This is a genomic window from Streptomyces sp. NBC_01363 (assembly GCF_026340595.1).
GTDB lineage: Bacteria > Actinomycetota > Actinomycetes > Streptomycetales > Streptomycetaceae > Streptomyces.
Window position 1 is genome coordinate 50,438 of the sequence record NZ_JAPEPF010000001.1, and the last position, 20,836, is coordinate 71,273.

General features: G+C 70.8%; 15 protein-coding genes and 2 pseudogenes. 12 read left to right on the forward strand and 5 right to left on the reverse strand.

Going from position 1 to position 20,836, the window contains the following annotated elements; translation table 11 throughout:
- Genes OG611_RS00240 through OG611_RS00250 form a run of 3 tightly spaced genes read left to right on the forward strand, consistent with a single transcriptional unit; the run spans position 1 to position 3,184 of the window.
- Positions 1-828 carry an alpha/beta fold hydrolase gene (locus tag OG611_RS00240; protein WP_266414290.1) on the forward strand — a complete coding sequence of 276 codons (828 nt, stop codon included), beginning with the start codon at positions 1-3 and terminating at the stop codon, positions 826-828.
- Positions 825-2,120, forward strand: a complete 1,296-nt coding sequence (locus OG611_RS00245) for a glycosyltransferase (RefSeq protein ID WP_266414293.1) — start codon at positions 825-827, stop codon at positions 2,118-2,120. Before OG611_RS00240 ends, OG611_RS00245 begins: the two co-directional genes overlap by 4 nt.
- Positions 2,117-3,184 carry a class I SAM-dependent methyltransferase gene (locus tag OG611_RS00250; RefSeq protein WP_266414295.1) on the forward strand — a complete coding sequence of 356 codons (1,068 nt, stop codon included), beginning with the start codon at positions 2,117-2,119 and terminating at the stop codon, positions 3,182-3,184. Before OG611_RS00245 ends, OG611_RS00250 begins: the two co-directional genes overlap by 4 nt.
- A gap of 92 nt (positions 3,185-3,276) precedes the next feature.
- Here OG611_RS00250 and OG611_RS00255 read toward each other — a convergent pair whose 3' ends face one another.
- On the reverse strand, positions 3,277-3,444 hold the full coding sequence (locus OG611_RS00255; protein WP_266414297.1) for a hypothetical protein: 168 nt from the start codon (positions 3,442-3,444) through the stop codon (positions 3,277-3,279).
- Positions 3,445-3,512: 68 nt separating this feature from the next.
- Here OG611_RS00255 and OG611_RS00260 point away from each other — a divergent pair.
- A pseudogene (locus OG611_RS00260) lies at positions 3,513-3,671 on the forward strand (IS6 family transposase); the annotation flags it as partial.
- Between the two features lie 190 nt (positions 3,672-3,861).
- Here OG611_RS00260 and OG611_RS00265 read toward each other — a convergent pair.
- From OG611_RS00265 to OG611_RS00275, 3 genes are read right to left on the reverse strand one after another with little or no spacing between them, the layout of a single operon-like run.
- Positions 3,862-4,878 carry a hypothetical protein gene (locus OG611_RS00265; protein ID WP_266414299.1) on the reverse strand — a complete coding sequence of 339 codons (1,017 nt, stop codon included), beginning with the start codon at positions 4,876-4,878 and terminating at the stop codon, positions 3,862-3,864.
- Positions 4,875-5,543, reverse strand: a complete 669-nt coding sequence (locus OG611_RS00270) for an ATP-binding protein (RefSeq protein WP_266414301.1) — start codon at positions 5,541-5,543, stop codon at positions 4,875-4,877. The genes OG611_RS00265 and OG611_RS00270 overlap by 4 nt, the downstream gene beginning before the upstream one ends.
- An 8-nt stretch (positions 5,544-5,551) precedes the next feature.
- A complete protein-coding gene (locus OG611_RS00275) occupies positions 5,552-7,279 on the reverse strand; it encodes an IS1182 family transposase (RefSeq protein WP_266414303.1) in 1,728 nt (575 codons plus the stop codon).
- Positions 7,280-7,370: 91 nt separating this feature from the next.
- On the opposite strand from OG611_RS00275, the pseudogene OG611_RS00280 reads away from it, so the two are divergent.
- The 3 genes and pseudogenes from OG611_RS00280 to OG611_RS00290 form a co-directional block, all read left to right on the forward strand.
- A pseudogene (locus tag OG611_RS00280) lies at positions 7,371-8,939 on the forward strand (protein kinase); the annotation flags it as partial.
- A 792-nt stretch (positions 8,940-9,731) separates the two neighbouring features.
- Positions 9,732-11,363: a hypothetical protein gene (locus OG611_RS00285; RefSeq protein WP_323180059.1), complete on the forward strand. Its 1,632-nt coding sequence runs from the start codon at positions 9,732-9,734 to the stop codon at positions 11,361-11,363.
- Between the two features lie 185 nt (positions 11,364-11,548).
- Positions 11,549-13,510, forward strand: coding sequence for a protease pro-enzyme activation domain-containing protein (locus OG611_RS00290; RefSeq protein ID WP_266414305.1), 1,962 nt, complete (start codon positions 11,549-11,551; stop codon positions 13,508-13,510).
- 295 nt (positions 13,511-13,805) lie between these two features.
- On the opposite strand, the gene OG611_RS00295 is transcribed toward OG611_RS00290, so the two are convergent.
- On the reverse strand, positions 13,806-14,882 hold the full coding sequence (locus OG611_RS00295; protein WP_266414307.1) for a Ku protein: 1,077 nt from the start codon (positions 14,880-14,882) through the stop codon (positions 13,806-13,808).
- A 61-nt stretch (positions 14,883-14,943) separates the two neighbouring features.
- Between OG611_RS00295 and ligD the strand changes: the two genes are divergently transcribed.
- The 5 genes from ligD to OG611_RS00320 all read left to right on the forward strand — a co-directional run bounded on the left by ligD (position 14,944) and on the right by OG611_RS00320 (position 20,792).
- On the forward strand, positions 14,944-15,840 hold the full coding sequence (gene ligD / locus OG611_RS00300; RefSeq protein ID WP_266414310.1) for a non-homologous end-joining DNA ligase: 897 nt from the start codon (positions 14,944-14,946) through the stop codon (positions 15,838-15,840).
- A 202-nt stretch (positions 15,841-16,042) separates the two neighbouring features.
- Positions 16,043-18,226 carry a PBS lyase gene (locus tag OG611_RS00305; protein WP_266414312.1) on the forward strand — a complete coding sequence of 728 codons (2,184 nt, stop codon included), beginning with the start codon at positions 16,043-16,045 and terminating at the stop codon, positions 18,224-18,226.
- On the forward strand, positions 18,223-18,546 hold the full coding sequence (locus OG611_RS00310) for a zinc-ribbon domain-containing protein (RefSeq protein WP_266414314.1): 324 nt from the start codon (positions 18,223-18,225) through the stop codon (positions 18,544-18,546). Before OG611_RS00305 ends, OG611_RS00310 begins: the two co-directional genes overlap by 4 nt.
- Positions 18,547-18,657: 111 nt before the next feature.
- A complete protein-coding gene (locus OG611_RS00315; protein WP_266414316.1) occupies positions 18,658-19,437 on the forward strand; it encodes a hypothetical protein in 780 nt (259 codons plus the stop codon).
- Positions 19,434-20,792, forward strand: coding sequence for a HAMP domain-containing sensor histidine kinase (locus OG611_RS00320; RefSeq protein ID WP_266414318.1), 1,359 nt, complete (start codon positions 19,434-19,436; stop codon positions 20,790-20,792). Before OG611_RS00315 ends, OG611_RS00320 begins: the two co-directional genes overlap by 4 nt.
- The last annotated feature ends 44 nt before the right edge of the window (positions 20,793-20,836 follow it).

Here is a 20,836-nt window from a genome sequence, read left to right on the forward strand (position 1 = left end):
ATGGCAATGGTCGACACCGGCTCCGTCCGGTTGCACGTACAGCGGATCGGTCCTCGCGGTGGCCAGCCGGCCACCGCCACCGTAGTGCTGGTGCACGGTCTGCTGACGGACAGCCTGGCCAGCTACTACTTCACCGTCGCACCCGCGTTCGCGGCCGCCGGTCTCGACGTCGTCATGTACGACCTGCGCGGCCACGGGCGCAGTGGACGCCCTGCTGAGGGCTACACGGTCGAGCACAACATCGACGACCTGGAGGCGCTGCTCGACCGGCTGGCGGTGACCGGTCCGGTGCATCTGGTCGGAAACTCCTTCGGCGGCACGATCGCGTTCGGCTTCGCGGCCCGGCGCCCAGAGCGGGTGGCGAGCGTCAGTCTCATCGAGTCCGAACCGGCCACCGCCGCCTGGGCAGAGAAGCTGGGGGGCATCCTGGACCGCGTCGTGACCCAGCTCGCCCACAACGAGCCCGACGCGATCGCCTGGATCAGCACCCACCGCGGGCACAACACGGCGCGGCTGGCCAAGGGCGCGGCCAGACTGGCCCGTGACACCACCCTCGGCCGGGACATCCCGGCCAGCGGCGTCCTGACGGCCGGCCGGATCGCGGCAGTGCGCTGCCCGGTGCTCGGCCTGTACGGCGGCGACTCCGATCTCGCCGAACTCGCGCCCTGGCTGGCATCGACGCTTCCGGACTGCCGGACCGTGGTGATCCCGGGGCACGAGCACTCGGTCCTGGTGGAGGCCTCCGGCACGGTCGGCTGGCACATCCTGGCACTCGTCGAGGAGGCCGGCCGCACCACCGGGCGGGTGGTGGCGGAGGTGGCCGGGTGAGCCGCTTCCTCTTCGTCGTCCCGCCCCTGGTCGGGCACATCAACCCGACCGTCGGTGTCGCCGCCGAACTCGTCGCGTCAGGACATGCGGTGGCGTGGGTGTGTCCCGATCCGGCGCTGGTCGGCCGGCTCGCGGGCCCCGGGGCCGGGCCCGTCATGGCGTGCGCCGGGGCGCCCCGGGGCGAGCGGCCGACCGAGCTGCGCGGCCCGGAGGCGCTGAAGTTCCTGTGGGAGCGGTACCTGCTGCCGCTGGCCGAGTCGATGGCTCCGGGGGTCCGGGCCGCCGTCAAGGCGTTCCGGCCGGATGTCGTCGTTGCCGACCAGCAGGCCTTCGCGGGCGCTCTGATCGCGGAGCGGCTGGGCCTGCCGTGGGCGACCTCGGCGACCACGTCGGCCGAGTTCACCGACCCCCTCGCCGGGCTTCCCAAGGTCGGCCAGTGGCTGCAGCAGCGGCTGGGCGCGCTCAGGGAGGCCGTCGGGGACCCGGCGGGCACGGCCGACCCCCGCTTCTCACCACATCTCGTCCTCGCCTTCAACACACCGGAGTTGGCGGGTTCCGCGCACGACGGAGTGTGCTGGGTCGGTCCGTCGATCACGGCGCGTCCGTCCGCCGCCGGCTTCCCGTGGGAATGGCTCGATGCCGGCCGCACCACCGTCCTGGTCACCTTGGGCACGGCGAACGCCGATGTCGGCGGCCGCTTCCTCGACGTGTGCCGGAGCGCGCTGCGGGAGCGGGCCGACCGGGTGCAGGCGGTGATCGCCGACCCCGGTGGCGTGCTCTCGCCGCGGGACGGCGACAAGGATGTGCTGATCGTGCCGTCCGTGCCGCAACTCTCCCTCCTGGAAAGGGGCGTTGGCGCAGTCGTCTGCCACGCCGGCCACAACAGCGTGTGCGAGGCCCTGTGGCACGGGGTGCCCCTCGTGGTAGCTCCCATCCGCGATGACCAGCCGGTGGTGGCCGGACAGGTCGTGGACGCCGGGGCGGGGGTGCGGGTGCGGTTCGGGCGGGTCACCGTCCAGAAGCTGGCCTCGGCGGTCGACTCCGTCCTGGACGATCCCGAATACCGCGACGGGGCCCACCGGATCCGTACGGCGTTCCGTTCCGCGGGTGGGGCCCGTGCCGCCGCGCTCCACCTCGGTGATCTCGCTGTGCGACAGGTGGTCAGTGCCGCCGCCCGGGACGGCTCCGCCATGTCCACCCGGGCGGCCCCGACTTCGAGAGACACACTCGCGCACCGCGAATCAGCCGATGCAGCCCCACGACGTACGGGAACAGCCAGGGAGTTCAGATGAGCGAGGACACCGAGTCAACTGACCGGATCGCCCGGCTGCGGCCCGCGTATCAGGCGGACATCGCCGCCGGCTGGGAGCGCTTCTTCGAGCCGCGCCGCACCGACTGCCCATGGTGCGGTTCGCAGGAGCTGACCACCCGGCTGCGCACCACCGACCTGCTCCAGCACAAGCCGGGCCGTTTCGTTCTCGACCGCTGCGAAGGCTGCGGTCACACATTCCAGAACCCCCGGCTCAACGAACAGGGACTGGATTTCTACTACCGCGACTTCTACGACGGGCTCGGCGAGAAACAACTCGGTGACACCTTCGGGGGCCGTACCAAGATGTACCGGGGACGGGCGGAGTCGATGCTGCCGTACGACTCCGCGCCGAAGAGATGGCTGGACGTCGGGACCGGGCACGGCCACTTCTGCGCGGCTGCGCGGGCGGTGCTGCCCCACACCGTGTTCGACGGACTCGACTTCACCGACGGCGTCGAACTGGCCGAGCGCGAGGGCCGGGTGGACCGTGGCCACCGGGGCAGTTTCCCCGACCTCGCACCCGAACTGGCCAGCCACTACGACGTGGTGAGCATGTTCCACTACCTGGAGCACAGCACCGATCCCGATCGCGGACTGCGCGCCGCATGGGAGACGGTACGGCCCGGCGGTCATCTCCTCATCGAGGTGCCGGACCCCGAGAGCCGCTACGGGAGGCTGCTGGGCCGTTGGTGGCTGCCCTGGCTCCAGCCGCAGCACCTGCACTTCGTTCCGGTGGCCAATCTGCGGGCGCGGCTCACGGAAATGGGCTTCACAGTGGTCGCCGAGCAGCACGCGGAGCCGCACGACCCGGTCGACCTGCTGGCCGCCGTATGGCTGGCGCTGAACCACGCGGCACCGCGCGACGATGCGCCGTGGCTGCCCGAGCCACCGAGCCGGCTGCGCCGCACGCTGCGCGGGGCGCTGCTGGTCGCCGGCATTCCGGTGCTGGTGGTGGGCACCCTGCTCGACCGGTTCGCGGTGCGGCCGCTGTCGTACCGGCTTCGGGTGTCGAACGCGTACCGGATCGTGGCCCGGCGCGACTGACGGGCGGGGCGAGGCGCCGTCTCGGCGCCGGCTGCCCGGCGCGGATCCCCGCGACATCGGCTCGGGCAGCCGGCCCGCATCACGGCCTGGTATCACACGGCCTGCGGGTCGACGGCCATGTTCTGGCCCGCCACGATGCGCCAGCCGTCCACCTGCTCGGCGATCACGTAGAGCGTCGCCCCCCACGGACCGTCGACAGGATTGCCCGCGCTGTCGGTGGGCGTCTGCGCCACGTTCACCGCGATCAGAGCAATGCTCATGACGGCACTGTCACGTTGGCTGACGGGTGGGATGATCTTCGGGTTGATCATGGTGGAGGGGGTTGTCCGTGGGCAGTACGCCGCCGTCGTACAAGGGGCACCGGTACCCGGTCGAGGTGATCTCCCACTGCGTGTGGCTGTACTTCCGCTTCCCGTTGTCATTCCGTGAGGTGGAGGAGCTGATGCTGCAGCGCGGCATCATCGTCTCCTACGAGACGGTCCGCCGCTGGTTGGTGATCGGTGTCGTTTTGTCGGTGGGTGTTCGTCATTGTTTTGTCAGTGGGTTGGTGGGGTGTCTGGGCTGTTGGTGTGGGGTGCTGGGTTCTGACAGTGGATGCCGATGAGTGACTGTCGTTTTTGCGGGGTGTGGTGGTCGGTTCGCTGCTGATCGCTATGAGGGTGGGGTGTTCATGCTGGTCAGCGGGGTGGTGTGGCCGGGGTTGGCCATGCGGGGTCGCCGGTCAGGATGTTGATGGCGGGGGTGATTCCTGACGCTGTGAGAATGTCGGTGAGTTGGTTGTGGTGGTGGAAGTTGGTGTGCTGGAACAGGTGCCTGCTGGGGTGGTGGTGACCGTTGAGGTAGTGCCAGGCCCGCGCGGCGATCAGCAGGGGCTGCGCCCATGTGAGGACGGAGTGCCAGTGGCGTGTGCTGGTGGGCCGGTACGGCCGGCGGGGGAGGGCGAGGGCGGTGGCGTCGGGTGCGAGGTCTGCGAGCCGGACGGCGGCGAGTTGTTCGGCCTCGTCTGTGTGGCTGAGGAGTTGGGCGGCGAGGAGTCCTGCGTGGAGCGGGTGCCCGATCTGCTGTACCTGCTCGATGAGTTCGTGTCCGCTGCCACGGGTGTGGGTGTCGGGGCCGTCTGTGTGCGGCCTCGTGCCCGGGTGTGCAGGGCCTTTCTCCCGGAGCCTGTCCCGGGCCGCGTCGAAGCCGTCGGTCTTCTGGTAGCCGGTGCTGAGCCTGGCTGCGTGTTCGGTGAGACGGGTGTCCGGTTTACGGTGCCAGATGAGGGTGAGGTGGATCCCGGTACGGGCTCGGAGTGTGTCGAGTTGTTCCCACCGCGCCGGGGTGAGGGTGTGGGCGCGCAGGACGATGAGGTGTCCGGTCCGGTACGCGTTGATCCAGGAAGCGGCTGCCGTCCAGGCAGGGCCCACCATGTCTGCCCACGAGGCGCGGTGCCGGGGCGCGTCCATACCGCGGGGCGGGAGCCGTTTGCCGAGCGCGCACAGGATGTCCTGGGCCAGAGCGGGCGGGGCGGACGAGCCGGGGGAGGGGTGGAGGGTGACGCGTCCGTTCTCGGGGGAGTGCGCGTCCAGGGCGGCTGCCGTCCATGCCGGGTGGTCGTCGGCGTCGATGACGATACGGACCGCTCTGGCTGCTGTGTGCCTTCGGCCTCGTGAGGCTGCGCTGCGCGTCGCCGGGATGTTGCTGCGGCTCACATGCCGCCGATCTTGCTGTAGACCCAGTGGATGAGTTCTTCGGTGACGTGTTCGGTGCCGGTCTTGTCCATGCCGGAGACCAGGTGGGCGGTGATGTTGGCCCAGTTACGGAAGCTGCCGTGGGCGGCTTCCTGGTCGACCATGTCGATCAGCGAGGGCTCGCAGGTGGCCCATATGGGGTGGAAGGCGGGGATGACCTTGCGGATCTGGTTCTTGGGCAGGCGGGTGAACTCCTGCCAGATGTAGATCCGCGAGGCGAGCATAGGCTCGCGCCGCAGTACGCGGTAGCAGTTGTCGCCGCCGGCGAAGATGACTGCGATGTCGGTGTGCTTGTCGTCCCACAGGTGGCGCCAGAACTCGAATCCGGTCCGGCTCATCCACTGTGCCTCGTCGCAGACCAGGACCCGGAACTGTTCGGCGAGAGCCTCTTTGAGGAGGGCATCGAACTCGCTGGGCCGCCTCGGTGGTTCACCGGGCAGCCGCAGCGCCTTGAACAGGCCGTGCCGGATGTCGCGCGGGGTGGGTCCGGCCCGTAGCTCGAGCCGGTAGGTCGCCCGCGGTGCCAGCTCGCGCAGGGCGGAGTTCACGGCCATGGTCTTGCCATAGCCGGCCGGCCCGTACGCGCACATCATGGCTTTGGCCTTGATGACGACTCTGCTGCGCAATTCCTGGGTCAGGCTGTGAGTCGGTAGGCGAGGCGTTCGAGCCGGCTGCTGCGGGTGTGATGCTGGTCGTGTCCGGTCCAGTGGGCGTCGAGTCTGATCACGTTGAGTGCGGTGGCGGAGAAGGCGTGTTGGAGGCGGACTTTCGGTAGCCCGCGGTAGCGGGCCCGGCGTATGCCGGTGATGTCGAGGGCTTGATTGATAGTGCCTTCCACACCCGCTCGCAGGGCGTACTTGGCCTTCCACGTCTCGGTCTTCTGCTCGGCGCGGGCCTGGGTGAGGGCTTCTTCTGGCTCTCTGGGGCGCAGGGTGAGCATGCGGCGGCCTTTCGCGGAGCTGGTGCATTGGTCGCGGAAGGGGCAGGGGCGGCAGGTGCGGACGCCGAAGGTGATGACGATCGCGTCCGTTCCGTGCTGTTTCACGGGGTTCCAGTGCGCGCTGGTCTTGCCGGCGGGGCAGCGGACCTGGCGGGCCCTCCAGTCGATGATGAAGGCGCTCTTGTCGAAGCCGGCGTGGGCCTTGGCCTGGGCGGAATGATCCAGCAGAACCGGGGTGACCATACGGGTGCCCTGTTTCAGCGCGGCGGCGATGAGGTCGGCGGATGGATAGCCGGAGTCGAGGTAGTGCTCGGCGGGCCTGATGCCGTGCTCGGCCAGGCGCTGTTGGACCGGGGCGGTCGCTTTCACATCGGGCACGGTGGCATCGGTGGTGCACACGTCCGTGATCAGATTCGGTGCCGCCCGGACACCGGCTTCGGCTTCGGCTTCGGCTTCGGCTTCGGCTTCGGTGGGAGTGTCGCAGGTCTCGGTGAGATGGACCTTGTAGCCCATCCAGAACAGGCCCTCGCCCTTGGCCGCCCAGCGTGCGTCCGCGTCGTAGGGGGAGGCGAGGCGGCGATGACCGGGCGGGACACCCTCGTCGTCGGCGGCCCGCTTCTTGATCACCTCCCGTCCCCTGGTGTCGGTGCTCAGGTAGTACGTCTGGACGAGGATCTGCCGCAGGATCTGTACGGACTCGATCTCACGGATCCATGGGGGTGTGCCGGGTGACCAGGCCGCCCGGCACAACGCCAGCGCGTCCTGGCCGAAGACCTGCGCGAGCCGGTCGCGTTTCGTCTGCGAGGCGGGCATGCGCCAGCCGTCCACCCGCGGCCCGTACCGGTGAGCGAACTCGGCGACATCGACCTGCCCGGCCAGCCACGACGGCGCCGCGACAGCCAGGGCCTCCAGCGCCGCCCGCACACTCTCCCCGGCCAGCTCGAGGCGGTTCAAGTCCCGCACCGCACTGATCACATGGGTGGAATCGGTCCGCTGCCTGCCCCCGGCCGCGACCAGCCCCTCCTCCACGCAGTACTCAAGGAGACGGTCGAAGACCACCCGTTCCATGCCGTTGTCGGACAGGCGGGAACGGAACCGGCTCAGCACACTGGCATCGAAGCCGGTGTCCGTCAGCTCCGCCCCGAGCGCGTACTTCCAGTCGATCGCCCGCACCGCCATCGCCGCGGCCTGCCGATCGGTCAGATCCTCGGCGAACTGCAACACCGTGACCAGGCACAACACCCCCGGAGACAAACCCGGAGCCCCACGCACCCCGAACGCCGACGCGAACGGCTCGTCCGCGAAAACCTCCGCGAGCCGGTCTCGCACCCGTATCGCCAGGCTCCCCTGCGGGAACGCCGCCCGCGCCACCATCACGGTCTGCTCCGGGACTTCCGGCAGCCCCTCCGGCCGCATCGACATCCACACCACCCCCACGGCCGCACGACAGGACAACGACCGTACAGACGATCATCCCGTGCCCACCTTCACCCCCGCACGGAATTGCGCAGCAGAGTCGCCCCCGCACTTCGAGCAGCGGCGGATCGATGGCCCGCGGTCGCGGAGGATCGCGGCGGCGCTGGGCCGGGTCGGCATCGCGCGCAGTGACGCCGAGTACAAGGTCGGCCCCTATCTGTTGCACCGGAAGTCATTCGACTCCGGTCCCACCTGGGCGGACTATCTGGCCCAGCACAGTGATCTGCCGGAGGCTGCCCGGATCCGGGTCTATCTGCGCGAGCGCGGCTCCGACGCCGGGCTGCGCGCCTCGGTGGAGCATGCGGCTCGTCGTGAGGCCGCGGTGTTGCGGCGCTTCCGGCACCCGGGTGTGGTGCAGCTCAAGCAGTACGACCCGTCCGGGCATTCCGCCGGCCCTGCGTTGATCTTCGATTACGACCCGAGGACGCTGCGGCTGGACGAGTATCTGGCGCAGTACGGCGAGAAGCTGGACATCCTCAGCCGGATGACGCTGGTGCGTCAGCGGGCGGAGACGGTGCGTTCGGCGCACGGAAGGCGTATCTATCACCGGACCCTGGCGGCACGTGCGATCCATCTGATGCCGCGCGGCCGGGGCGGGGCGGCAGGTTCGGACAGTGAGGACGCGGGCTGGCTCAGTCCGTACGTGCAGATCTCCGACTGGCAGGTCGCCGTCCAGCGCGGTTCCGAACACAGTGGCCGCAATGCCGGAGAACGGCTCGCGCCGACCTCGTTCTCGCGGGCCGGTGCGCACATCGCCGAGGGCTCGGACCCGTACCTCGCTCCCGAGCTGACCGCGCTCAAGGCCGATCCGGTCGCCCTGGATGTGTACGGGCTCGGTGTACTCACCTACCTCCTGGCCACCGGTAAGGCGCCCGCGGCCAGCCAGGCCGAACTGCTGGCCCGTTTCGAAGCGGGCGAGGGGTTGCGGCCGAGCGCGGTGGTCGACGGCCTTTCGGAGTACATCGACGAGCTGGTGCAGGCTGCCACCGCCTACAGCGTCGCCGATCGGCTGTCGTCGGTGGATGACTTCCTGGAGATGCTGGAGGTCGTCGAGGAGGAGCTGACCGAGCCGGCTCCCCCCGCCGAGCCCGTGCCGGTGGCCGTCCCCGAGAAGGATCCGTTGGAGGCAGTCGCGGGCGATGTGCTCGCGGACCGCTGGGAAGTACGGCGCCGACTGGGTACGGGTTCGACGAGCCGTGCGTTCCTGGTACGGGATCTTTCGGCCGGCTCCGAGGTCCGGTTCTCGAAGTCGCTCGCGGTACTGAAGGTGGCGCTCTCCGACAGCAGGAATGACGTGCTGACCCGCGAGGCCGAGGTCATGAGCCGGCTGCGCCCCGACTCCCGCATCATCCGGCTGATCGAACCGACTCCCCAACGCATCGGAAAACGCACGGTCCTGGTCATGGAGTACGTGGGCGACGAGCGCGCGGCCGACACCGAACCCGCAGCACCCGGCACGACGAGGAATCGGCGGCGCGAGGAAACCGTCGCCCGTCAGCTGCGCGAGTTCGGCCGTCTGTCGGTGGACCAGCTGGAGGCGTACGGGGATTACCTGTTCGGCGCGGTGGACTTCCTTGAGGCGGAGGGGGTCTGGCATCGCGAGCTCCTCGGTGAAACACCTCCGGTCGCTTTCACCCGACGTGCCGACAGCGCCCTTGGTCAAGTGCGTGAAAAGGCAGCCGAGCTGGTGCACCCCGATGCCTCGGTTCTCGTGCGTGGCGGACAGGACACCAATGTGCGGTGGTGGACGTGGGCCGGTTACAAGGCCAACGTGACTTTGGCTGCCTCGCTCGGTACCGCCGCCGATCCTCTGCAGCGCCCCACAGACACGTACGTCCGACTCCGCGAAGACATCACACTTCAAGAATGGAAGCAGGCCAAGTCCGATGCAGCAGGGCGTCTGTGCCTTCCTTCAGTAGCCCCCCACGCTCTCCACGGCCTGAAGTTCAGCGCAGCTCTGCCTCCGCGGCTGGCCGAGGCGACGATTGCCGCCCGCCTCGCCGACCTCAGCGGCGCGACGGAAGCACTTCGCGAACCCAGCAGGTTCACTTTCGGAGTCCTGCAGCAACGTGGCTGAAATCGCAGGTCATCGACCGCTTCTTCGGCTCGACTCTTCAGGGCCGGGTTCCAGACCGCTGCTGGGCCAAGCAACCTGATAGTGGCCACGGCGGCGTGATGCTCGTCCACGCTCGAGCCCAGTCATGCGCCTCGAGTTTGCCGCCCGACGGTCCGTCACAATTGCAGTAGCAACAGGCCACGACATATGTGGGCGGTGGGCACCACTGGCGCTCGTCCTGCAGGAAGCACGTCCGGATTGACACTGTTCGGGGGCGTCGTGGATGGTGATCCGGCCGGGTTCGATTCGAGGCCCGGATTGCTCAAACGTTGGGGGGCCGACGTGAGTTGGGACGATCAGAGACTTGCCGACGGGGCCGGTTCCGGCTCGCCGCCGCCCGGGTTCGCTCCGCCTTCGCCTCCGCCACCCGCGCAGCCGCCCGTGGTCGGGCCGCCGCCGCCCGGGGGCGGGCTGCGGTCCCTGGCCGTGGCGCTGCTCAACCTGAGCGGATTCGGGCTCGGTTATGCGCTGATGCGGTGCTGGGTCCGGGTGGCATTGTGCTGGGTCGCGACCGGTGCGCTGTTGTGGGCCGTGCTGCCGGCCGATCCCGACGGGGCCGCCGGTGGGGTGGTCGTCGCGTATCTCGTCGCACTGGTCCTGGCGGCCGTGGACGGGGCGCGGCTCGCGCTGCGTCGGGCGGTCGGCGGGTCGTGGCGGCCGGTGGTGGCGGCGGGGGCCGGTCTGGTGCTGCTGGCGGTGCCCGCGGGGGGTGTGGTGGCCTACGGCTCCGCGCAGGACGAGGCCGTGGAGCAGATGCTGCTCGACCGGCTGGACCGGGGCGACCGGAGTGTCGAGGCCGCTTCCGGCAAGCCCTTCGCCGCCGCGCGGGGCGACTACCGGGCGGCGCTCGACATCTACCGGGGGCTCGGCGAGAAGCATGCCGGGTCGCGGGCCGGGAAGCTCGTGCCGCAGCGGCTCGGCGCGTACTACAAGGCGGTCTCGGCGCCGTACCGGCAGAAGAAGCACTGCGAGGCCATCGAGCCGCTGACCTACCTGCGGACCGTGCCCCGGTCGATCGACCCGAAGCTGCTGGGCGATCTCACCGGCTACCCCGACGGGCCGCTCGCCACCTCGCTGTACGAGTGCGGGGTGTCGAAGCTGGGCGCCGTGCCGACCAGTGGCAGGGAGAGCGGCGAACTGGGCGAACTGCTGCGCACGTTCCCCGAATCGGCGCAGGCCAAGCAGGTGGCGCCCGCCGTCTCCAGGAAGATCTCGGAGCAGAACCGGGCCGTGCGCGGGAGCGACCCCTGCTCCGCCAGGGACACGCTGCGCCGACTCCGCACGACCGCCCTCTCGATGCCGGACAAGTCCGTCTCGGCGCTGGCGCCGAAGGCCGACGGCGGCATCCGGAACGGCGAATACGCCTGCGGGGTCGCCCAGTTCGAGGCCAAGCGGTTCAACGAGGCAAAGCTGACACTGACGGAGTTCGCCGCCTCGTACAAGAAGGACAAGCGTGGGGCGCGGGCCCGGGACATCGCCATCGCCGCCGAGATCGCCGACACCCGGGCGGCGGCCGGCAAGCACCTGCCGCCCTCGGGCCGGCCCGGCGGGGCCCGGATGCAGCTGGTCATCAGCAACGACGCCCCGGACGGGGTCGAGATCCTGTACACCGGCCCGGTCACCGGGAAGACCGGCATCAAGGGGTGCGGCAGCTGCGAGACGCGCTCCGGGCTGACCGCCTCCCTGTCGGCCTGCAAGGCCAAGGGGAAGAGCTATCCGCAGGTGACGCTCTGGCTGCCCGCGGGTGAGTACCACTTCCTGTACAAGCACCGGGGCGGCTCGTCCCAGACGATTGTCAGCAGTTACGCGGACGGGTCGAAGATCCAGCCCGGGTATCGGTACACCGGCTGTACGTATGTGACCAGTTCGCCCTCGTTCGGCGTCGGCCCGGCAGACTCGACCTCGAACACCTGAGGGTTCGTCAAGGGCACAATTCCGCAGATTCTCAGCGAACTTCCCCGGGTGGTGGCGCACTTGGTCGATTCTTGGTCAGCACATGCCCCTTAGATGAGGCGTTCCTCGCCAGAGTGGCGCATTACATGTGCACACCATCCGGCACATGCAATCCACACGCGTAGACCCACATCGCAGGGGGTTATATGAGAACCAGCCGCGCGAGAAGTCGCGCCGTGCTGAGCGTGGCAGCGACACTGCCGCTGCTGGCCGGCGCGCTCGCCCTCGGGATACCAAACGCCAGCGCGGACTCCGCGTCGAGCGGGCGGGACGCGCTGCAGGGCACCAAGCCCGCCTGGGCGACCGCCGGGGCGGACCGGGGGGCCACGTCCGACAGCGGCAAGGTCAGCGTCCGGGTCCATCTGGCCGGACGGGACGCGAAGGGGCTGGCCGCCTACGCCGCCGCCGTGTCCGACCCGCAGTCCGCGTCGTACGGGAAGTACCTGAGCGCCGAGCAGGCGCAGGCCCGGTTCGGTGCGACCCAGCAGCAGATCGACCAGGTCAGCACGTGGCTGAGGTCGAACGGGCTGACCGTCACCGGCGCCAACCGGCACTACGTCTCGGCCACCGGTGACGTCGCCGCCGCCGAGAAGACGTTCGGCACCCAGCTGCGCAACTACCGCAAGGGCAGCCGGACCTACCGCGCCCCGGCCTCCACCGCCTCCGTCCCCGCCGCGCTGAGCGACGCCGTCCTCGCCGTCTCCGGCCTGGACAACGCGCCGCACAAGTCGAGCCACGACGAGGCGCTGCCGCCGCCGGACGCGGTGTTCCGCAACTCCGGCCCCTTCTCCTCGTACTACGGCTCGAAGACCGCGTCGACGCTGCCGAGCGCCTACGGGGCGAAGGCGACGTACGCCGTCAAGGGATACACCGGCAAGCAGCTGCGCGCCGCCTACGGTGCGGGACGCTGGACCGGGAAGGGCGTCACCGTCGCGATCACGGACGCGTACGCCTCGCCGACCATCGCGAAGGACGCCGCCGAGTACGCCAAGCGCAACGGCGACGCGCCCTACCGCCGCGGGCAGTTCAGCCAGGTACTGCCGGACGACTACACGAAGACCGAGGAGTGCGGGGCCTCCGGCTGGTACGGCGAGGAGACCCTCGACGTGGAGGCCGTGCACGCGGTCGCGCCCGCCGCCGACATCGTGTACGTGGGCGGCGCCTCCTGCTACGACGCCGATCTGCTGGACTCGCTGAACAAGGTCGTCGACCACCGGCTCGCCGACATCGTCTCCAACTCCTGGGGCGACGTCGAGGCCAATGAGACGCCGGACGTCGCGGCCGCGTACGACCAGGTCTTCAAGATGGGCGCGATCGAGGGCATCGGCTTCTACTTCTCCTCCGGCGACGACGGCGACAACGTCGCGTCGACGGGCACGAAGCAGATCGACGTACCGTCCAACTCCGCCTGGGTGACCTCCGTCGGCGGCACCGCGCTGGCGGTCGGCAAGCACGACAAGTACCAGTGGGAGACCGGCTGGGGCACGCTCAAGTCGAGCCTCTCCGAGGACGGGAAGAGCTGGGACGGCTTCCCGGGCGCGTACACCTCGGGCGCGGGCGGCGGCACCAGCTCGTCCGTGAAGCAGCCGTTCTACCAGCGCGGTGTCGTGCCCGACTCGCTCGCGCGGGCGAACGGGAAGCAGCGGATGCGCACGGCCCCGGACATCGCGGCCGTCGCCGACCCGAACACCGGCTTCCTGGTCGGCCAGACCCAGACGCTGCCCGACGGCTCGCTCGGCTACGACGAGTACCGCATCGGCGGTACGTCCTTGGCCGCACCGGTCATCGCCGGTGTCCAGGCGCTCGCGCAGCAGGCCAGGCACGGGCTGCCGATCGGCTTCGCCAACCCGGCGATCTACGCCCGGTACGGCTCGAAGGCGTACCACGACGTCACCGACCACCCGCTGGGCCCGAACCGTGATCTCGCGGTGGTCCGGGTCGACTTCGCCAACGGCGTGGACGCGGCGGACGGCCTGCTGACGTCGCTGCGCGGCCTCGGCAAGGACGCCTCGCTGAAGGCGGTCAAGGGGTACGACGACGTGACGGGTGTCGGGACTCCGGCGGCCGGTTATGTGGACTCGTACCGCTTCCCGTTCCGCAGGCACTGAGCCACCGGTCCGGTGTCGACGGCCGTCCCGGGGCCTGGCCTCCGGGGCGGCCGTCGGCCGTGTGCGCGCCCGCCGGGGAGTCGTCCCGCCTCAGAGCCTGTCGGGTGACCTCTGATCGGGCGGCCACGCCCTGGCACGCACGCTTCCGGCGTTGCCGAAATGCCCTAGTAGCTCCTTCCCCGAACTCTCAACTTCGTTCGAGTGGGGGAGGCCCCATCCGAGGCCATCCCGGCGCCTTGGAATCGCACGCACCATGCCGCGTCCGCTCTCCGATCGAAGGTCACCCGACAGGCTCTCAGGCCGAGGCGCGCTTGCGGGGGGCCACCTTCTTCGTCGCCTGCTTCGGGTCCGACTTCGCGGTGGTCTTCTTCGCCGACGTCCTGGCGCCCGCCTTGGCGGCCGACTTCTTCGTCGAACGTGCGGCGGTCCTCTTGGCGGGCGCCCTGCTCGGCGCGGACTTCTTCGCGGCCGTCTTCTTGCCGGCCGCCGCGGCCTTCTTCTTCGCTCCCGTTCCGCCGGACTTCTTGCGACCGGCGAGGGAGGTGACCTTGGCGCCAGGGCTCTCCGCCGGCTCCTCCTCGGTACCCGGCTCCTCGCCCCGGGCCTCCTTCGCCGCCCGGACGCTGCTCTCCAGGGCCGCGATCAGGTCGATGACCTTGCCACCGGAGTCGTCCGCCTCCGCCGGCTCCAGGGTCCGGCCCTCCGCCTTCGCGGCGATGAGTTCCTCGACCGCTTCGCGGTAGTCGTCGTGGAGCGAGTCCATGTCGACCTCGCCGAGGGTGTCCATCAGCGCGTCGGCCAGGTCGAGTTCGGTGTCGCGGACCGTGACCTGGGTCTCCGGGGCGACGCCCTCGGGGCTGCGGATCTCGTCCGGCCAGAGCAGACCGTGCATGGCGATCACATCGTCGACCACCCGCAGCATGCCGAGCCGTTCGCGACCGCGCAGCGCGTACTTCGCCACGGCGACCTTCCGGCTCCGCTTCAGCGCCTCACGGAGCAGGGTGTACGGCTTGGCCGCCGGAACCCCGTTGGCGGAGAGGTAGTACGCCGCGTCCATCTGGAGCGGGTCGATCGAGGCGGCCGGCACGAAGGCCACGATCTCGATCGTCTTGGCCGTGGGCAGGGGGAGCGCGCCGAGGTCCTCGTCGGTGATCGGGATCATCGAGCCGTCGGCCTCCTCGTACGCCTTTCCGATCTCGGCGGCGGTGACCTCCTGCTCGTCGATCTCGCAGACCTTCCGGTAGCGGATCCGGCCCCCGTCGGCGAGGTGGATCTGGCGGAAGGAGATCGAGTGGTTCTCGGTGGCGTTGACCAGCTTGATGGGGATGCTGACCAGCCCGAAGGAGATGGCGCCGTTCCATATGGACCTCACCGTTCACCCCTTGTGTCCGTACAGATACCTGTAGGTCCGTGAATCATGTGATTCTTATCGTATGACGCCGATCACGGAGGTGGAGGGGCGGCGGCTGGCGCTCAGCAATCTCGACAAGGTGCTGTATCCGGCCACCGGAACCACCAAGGGCGAGGTGCTGCACTACTACGCGGCCACTGCCGCGGGGCCCCTGCTGACCCATCTGGACAACCGGCCCGTGTCCTTTCTGCGCTATCCGGACGGGCCGGACGGGCAGCGTTTCTTCACCAAGAATCCGCCGCCGGGTACGCCGTCCTGGGTACGGACCACCCCGGTGCCGCACCACGAGGACAAGAAGGCCAGACAGGTGGTCGTGCGGGATCTGGCCTCGCTGATGTGGGCGGCCAATCTGGTGGTGGAGTTCCACACCCCGCAGTGGCGGGCCGACGCGCCCGGGATCGCCGACCGGATGGTGTTCGACCTGGACCCGGGCGCGCCCGCGACCGTCGTGGAGTGCTGTGCGGTGGCGCTGTGGCTGCGCGAGCGGCTGGCGGCGGACGGGCTCCGCGCGTACGGGAAGACGTCCGGGTCGAAGGGGCTGCATCTGCTCGTGCCGCTGGAGCCGACCCCCGCCGATCGGGTGTCGGCCTACGCGAAGGGGCTGGCCGTCCAGGCGGAACGGGAACTCCCGGACCTGGTCGTGCACCGGATGAAACGGGCGCTGCGGCCGGGGAAGGTGTTCGTCGACTTCAGCCAGAACGCGGCGGCGAAGACCACCGCCACCCCCTACACGCTCCGCGCCCGGCCCGAGCCGACCGTCTCCGCGCCGGTCACCTGGGCGGAGATCGAGGAGTGCCGGACCCCCGGGGAGCTGGTCTTCCTGGCCGACGGGATGGGCGCGCGACTGGAGCGGTACGGGGATCTGCTGGGGCCACTGGCCGATCCGGACGAGGCCGGACGCCTGCCGGACGCGCGGTAGGCCGGCTACAGGGCTGCCCGGGATCCTTTCTGTCGCTCCATCACCGGAGGTGACCGTTTCGCATCGGTCCACCGATAGCGTATGACAAGGTCCTTTGTCATGCTCGCCAGGAAAAGACCGCATGTGGAGGGCGGATCGTCCGACCTGTGGTGCACACTCCTCGCAGACACTGCTTCGTTGAAATGCGTGGGGAGGCGATGGGGTGTTCGCAGGGATCGATGAGGTCGACTGGGCCTCGATGGAGCACGCCTACGGGTCGGCCGGTGATGTGCCCGCGATGCTGCGGGGTCTCGCGTCCGCCGATACGGCGGAGCGCGAGGCGGCGCTGGACGGGATGTACGGGGCGGTTCACCACCAGGGTGACGTGTACGCCTGCACGCTGGCCAGCATTCCTTTTCTCTTCGAGCTGGTCGTGGATCCGGGGATCCAGGACCGGGGCAGCATCGTCGAACTGCTCACCAGCATCGGTGGTATCGATCTGGACGAGGACGACGAGGAAGAGATCGACGAGGACGAGATCGAGGGCGCGGCCAATTACGCGATGGCGGCGACCGCCGTCACCGCGGGCGCCGGGGTGTTCTTCGAGCTGATGGCCGACGAGGACCCGGGGGTACGGCTCTGCGCGCCCCTGGCGCTCGCCGCGCTCCACAGCCATCCGGAGCGGGTTCTCGCGCTGCTGCGGGAACGCCTGCCGATCGAGCCGGACGAGGAGGTGCGGCTCGCCCTGGTCGAGGCCGCGGGGCGGGTCGCCCTGCGCCACCGGATGCTGGCCGGGCAGGCGGCTGCGTGGCTGAGCCGGCTGGCCGGCGAAGGCTTCCCGCCGGGGCTGCGGCTGGCCGCCCTGGCCCAGCTGGCGCGGTGCGCACCGGACGCGCTGCCCGGCGATGTGGTGCGGGTGGTGACGGGGCTGCTGCGGCAGCTGCGTTCGGTGCCCGCGCGCAGGTCGGGGACGGCCCCCGCGGTCGACGCCCAGGCCGGTACGGCGGGTACGGCCGAGGCGGTCGCGGCCGTCGACGCGTACCCGGACGCGGCCGGGGAGCCGCCCGCCGAGGAGCGGGTCGCGCCGGTGACCCTGGTGGGCCAGTTGCGGGCGCTCTCCGAGGAGGAGGCCCCGGTGCCCACCGCCCCCTGGACGGCGGATCTGCTGCGCACCCTGCACGTCGGGCTCGACGACCGGGTCGCCGAGCGGACGGCGCTGCTGACGGATCAGCTGCGCAGCCCGGACCGCCGGCAGCGGATCGACGCGCTCCGGATGAGCAGCGGGCTGATCCGGGCCTGGCGGGGCTCGTACGAGGAGCTCGTCCGGCTGGTCGGTGAGCAGCTCGCCACCCCTGATCCACGACTGGCCGAGGCGGCCTCGCACGTGCTGGAGGAGCTCTTCGGGCTCGCCGCGCCCGCCGCCGACGCGCTGGCGGCGCGGGTGGCGGCGGATCCCGGGGCCTGGGTGCAGGACTGGCCGAGCGGGCCGCCGGCGCTGGGCAGTGCGGTGAAAGCGCTGGCCCGGCTGGGCGACGCCCGTGCCGTGCCCGCGCTGGCCGCCGCTCTGGAGCGGCCCGAGGCGCCGCACGACGTGGGGTTCGCCATCGGCTATCTGGGGGCGGCGGCGGCCCCGCTGGCCGAGGTGCTGCGCCGCAGGCTGGGCGAGGTCCCGCTCGACGAGCGGGCGCACGACCGGGCGGGCCCGCTGCTCACCGGCCTGGCCGTGCTGCGGGCCGACGAGGCGCTGCCGGAGGTGCTGCGGGTGCTGCGCGGCGCACCGGAGCACCGGAGCGAGTGGCTGCGTACGGCGGCGTTGCGGGCGCTCGGTTCGTTCGGGCCCGCGGCGCACGGCGCCGTGCCGGAGCTGCGGGCGCTGCTGCGGAGTCCCGGGGCCACCTCGGTGACCGAGGTGGCGAAGGCCCTGTGGGCGGTCGAGGGGGATGCCGGCGCGGTGCTGCCGGTGCTGATCGAGGGTCTGGGGGCGGAGCGTGTCCATGAGGTCCGGTCCGCGGTGAACGCGCTGGGCGGGCTCGGGGCGCGGGCCGCGGTGGTCGCGCCCCGGCTGCGGGCGCTGCTGGGACACGAGGAGCAGTGGCTGCGGGTGGACGCGGCGGTCGCACTGTGGGACGTGTCCGGGTGGGCCGACGAGTCCGTGCCGGTGCTCCTGGCGGACTGGGAGAAGAACCATCACGTGCGCATCCGGGTGGCGGAAGGCCTGGCGCGGATGGGTGCCGCTGGTGCAGGGTCGGATGCGGCACGCGTGCTGCGCGCCGAACTCACCTCCGTACGCCGTCACAACGCGATGGACGGCGTGTTCGGCAGCCACGACGCGTACGAGGACGAAAAGCTGCTGGCGCTCTGCCGACAGGCGCTTCTGCGGGATACGGGGAAAGGACCCACAACATGATCATTTTCGGTACGCGGGGCTATCTGTACCAACTGGCCATACTGACGCTGGTCTGCGGCTGGTGCGGCAATCCGGCCGCGCACACGCTGCGCAAGAGGGTCACCAAGTTCACGCTGTTCTTCGTGCCGCTCTTCCCGTTCTCGACGAAGTTCGCGACCCAGTGCACGTTCTGCGGCGGGGAGCAGCAGATCCCGAAGGAGCAGGCCGAACAGCTGCTTGCCCAGCACGCGGCCTCGCAGCAGGGCAACCCGTACGGACAGCCGCACGGGCAGGCGGGGTACGCGCCGAACGGGCAGGGACAGAACCCCTACCAGAGCTGATCGGCGCCCCTGTCGATATCGAAACGAAAACTCTTATTCACACAAAATAGACATAACGGACTCCCTTCCGAATAGGGTCGTGGGACCTGGACCTCCGGAAGGGAGGGAGTCATGCGTCCGCGTCGCCGGGTGCGGTGCCGCGCGGCGGCGGTCCTCGGGGCCGTCGTCGGCGTGGCGCTGCTGACCGGCTGCGGGAACGGCGGCGGGCTGCGGAGCGCCGGACCGACCCCGACCGCCGTCGGGCCCGCCCGGCTCTGGCCCGAGCTGCCACCCGCCTCCGCCGCGCCGTACGACTACGGCGAGGGCGAGACCGCGCGCATCCCGGGGATCGAGGTGCCGGACGGCGACGTGCACCGGCTCGATCCGGTGGCGGTGGTGCGGGCCGGTCTGGCGGCCCGGCCCAACCGGTCCAGCGGCACGGCCGATCTCCCCGCCGACACCGTGAAGAAGATCAACGCCTGCCGGACCGAACCGGCTTCCTGTCCCGTGCTCCGGCCGTACTACCGCGATCTGACGGGCGACGGCAGGGACGATCTGGTGCTCGGCATCCGGCTGGCCGACCACCAGCTCTCCGTGCGGGTCTACATGCCGGAGGCGGGCGGACTGACCCGGATCCTGTCCACCTCGGACGCCGTGATCAGCGTCGAGCTGGCCGGCCGGGACCTGATCATGCGGGTGCCGTCGGCGATCACGGGATACGAGTACCGCACCGCCTGGTCCTGGGACGCCCGGCAGCGCGCGATGCTGCCCACCCAGGACGAGATCCAGCGGATTCCGCCGTCCCGGGCGCCGCGCCCGCAGCTGACGAGCGCCCGGCCGACCGCCGCGCCCACCGGCCCCACCGGCCCCACCGCGACACCCTCCGCCGGGATCTCCGCGGAGCGCCGATGAGCCCGCCCGGCGCGGGCAGGCGCGGAACGGGGCGGCGCAGGCCGCGGATGCCTTCCTGGGCCGCGACGCTCACCTGGAAGTCGACCGTCTTCATCACCGTGATGTGCTGTGCGCTCGCCGCGCTGCTGGGCGTGCTGGTCCACACCAAGGTGACCCGCCAGACCGTCGGCCAGGCCCGCGAGAAGGCCCTGTCCCGGCTGGCGGACGTCACCACCGCGTACGAGACGGGCGAGGCGCTGCCGCCGGGTTCCGGGATCGATCCCCCGGGGCTGCCCGTCGCCCTGCGCGCCCTGGCCGTGAGCGGCGAACGCGGCACGCTCGTCGGCGAGCACGACGGGCACCCGGCCATGTGGGCGGCGGCTCCGGCCGACGGCCGCGCACTGGCCACACAGGTCGACTACAGCCAGAGCGCCCGCACCATCGACAGTCTCGACGGGGCGATCGTCGGCTCCTCCCTGCTGGCCATCGGCGCCACCCTGCTGGTCGGCGCCTTCGCGGTCACCCGGGTCACCCGGCGGCTGCACCAGACGGCCCGGGTGGCCCGCCGGATCAGCGCGGGCGACCTCGACGCCCGCGTCCGCGACCCGCGTACGGCGGACCCCTCGCGCCCGCAGGACGAGGTCGCGATCGTCGCCGGCGCGCTGGACACGATGGCGTCCACGCTCCAGCGCAAACTCCAGACGGAGCAGCGTTTCACCGCCGATGTGGCGCACGAGCTCCGCACCCCGCTGACCGGCCTCTCGGCCGCCGCCGAACTGCTGCCCCCGGGGCGGCCGTCCGAGCTGGTGCGGGACCGGGTCCGGACCATGCGGTCGCTGACGGAGGATCTGCTGGAGATCTCCCGGCTCGACGCCCGCACGGAAGCGGTCGACCTCGATGTGTACGAACTGGTGCCGCTCGTCGAGCGGGTGGTGCGCGCGTCCGGGACCGGGACCACGATCCGGGTCGGGGAACCGGCGAGAGCCGCCCACGTACGCGTCGAGACCGACCTGCGGCGCCTGGAGCGGGTGCTGGGCAACCTGATCGCCAATGCGCACAGGCACGGCCGGCCCCCGGTGGTGCTGACGGTCGACGGCTCGGTGGTGACCGTACGCGACCACGGCCCGGGATTCCCGGACTATCTGCTGGACGACGGCCCGCAGCGCTTCCGCACCGAGGGCAGCGGCAAGGGGCACGGTCTCGGGCTCACCATCGCCGCCGGGCAGGCCGCGGCGATCGGCGCCGACCTGATGTTCCGCAACGCCCCGGACGGCGGGGCGGTGGCCCGGGTCACGCTGCCCGAGTACCCGGCACCGGACGGCGGAGCGCCGGAAACCCGGGGCGCCCCGAAGTCCGGTCCGCATCACGGGGTGTGAGGGGCGCCGGACGCCGGGTGGACGTTCGGCATCATGCCGTCGGA

Bases quoted from the DNA above. Each gene is read 5' to 3' on its own strand.
- OG611_RS00240 (WP_266414290.1), top strand. From the start codon at position 1: ATGGCAATGGTCGACACCGGCTCCGTCCGGTTGCACGTACAGCGGATC.
- OG611_RS00250 (WP_266414295.1), top strand. From the start codon at position 2,117: ATGAGCGAGGACACCGAGTCAACTGACCGGATCGCCCGGCTGCGGCCC.
- OG611_RS00255 (WP_266414297.1), bottom strand. From the start codon at position 3,444: ATGAGCATTGCTCTGATCGCGGTGAACGTGGCGCAGACGCCCACCGAC.
- OG611_RS00275 (WP_266414303.1), bottom strand. From the start codon at position 7,279: ATGTCGATGCGGCCGGAGGGGCTGCCGGAAGTCCCGGAGCAGACCGTG.
- OG611_RS00290 (WP_266414305.1), top strand. From the start codon at position 11,549: ATGAGAACCAGCCGCGCGAGAAGTCGCGCCGTGCTGAGCGTGGCAGCG.
- ligD (WP_266414310.1), top strand. From the start codon at position 14,944: ATGACGCCGATCACGGAGGTGGAGGGGCGGCGGCTGGCGCTCAGCAAT.
- OG611_RS00310 (WP_266414314.1), top strand. From the start codon at position 18,223: ATGATCATTTTCGGTACGCGGGGCTATCTGTACCAACTGGCCATACTG.
- OG611_RS00315 (WP_266414316.1), top strand. From the start codon at position 18,658: ATGCGTCCGCGTCGCCGGGTGCGGTGCCGCGCGGCGGCGGTCCTCGGG.
- OG611_RS00320 (WP_266414318.1), top strand. From the start codon at position 19,434: ATGAGCCCGCCCGGCGCGGGCAGGCGCGGAACGGGGCGGCGCAGGCCG.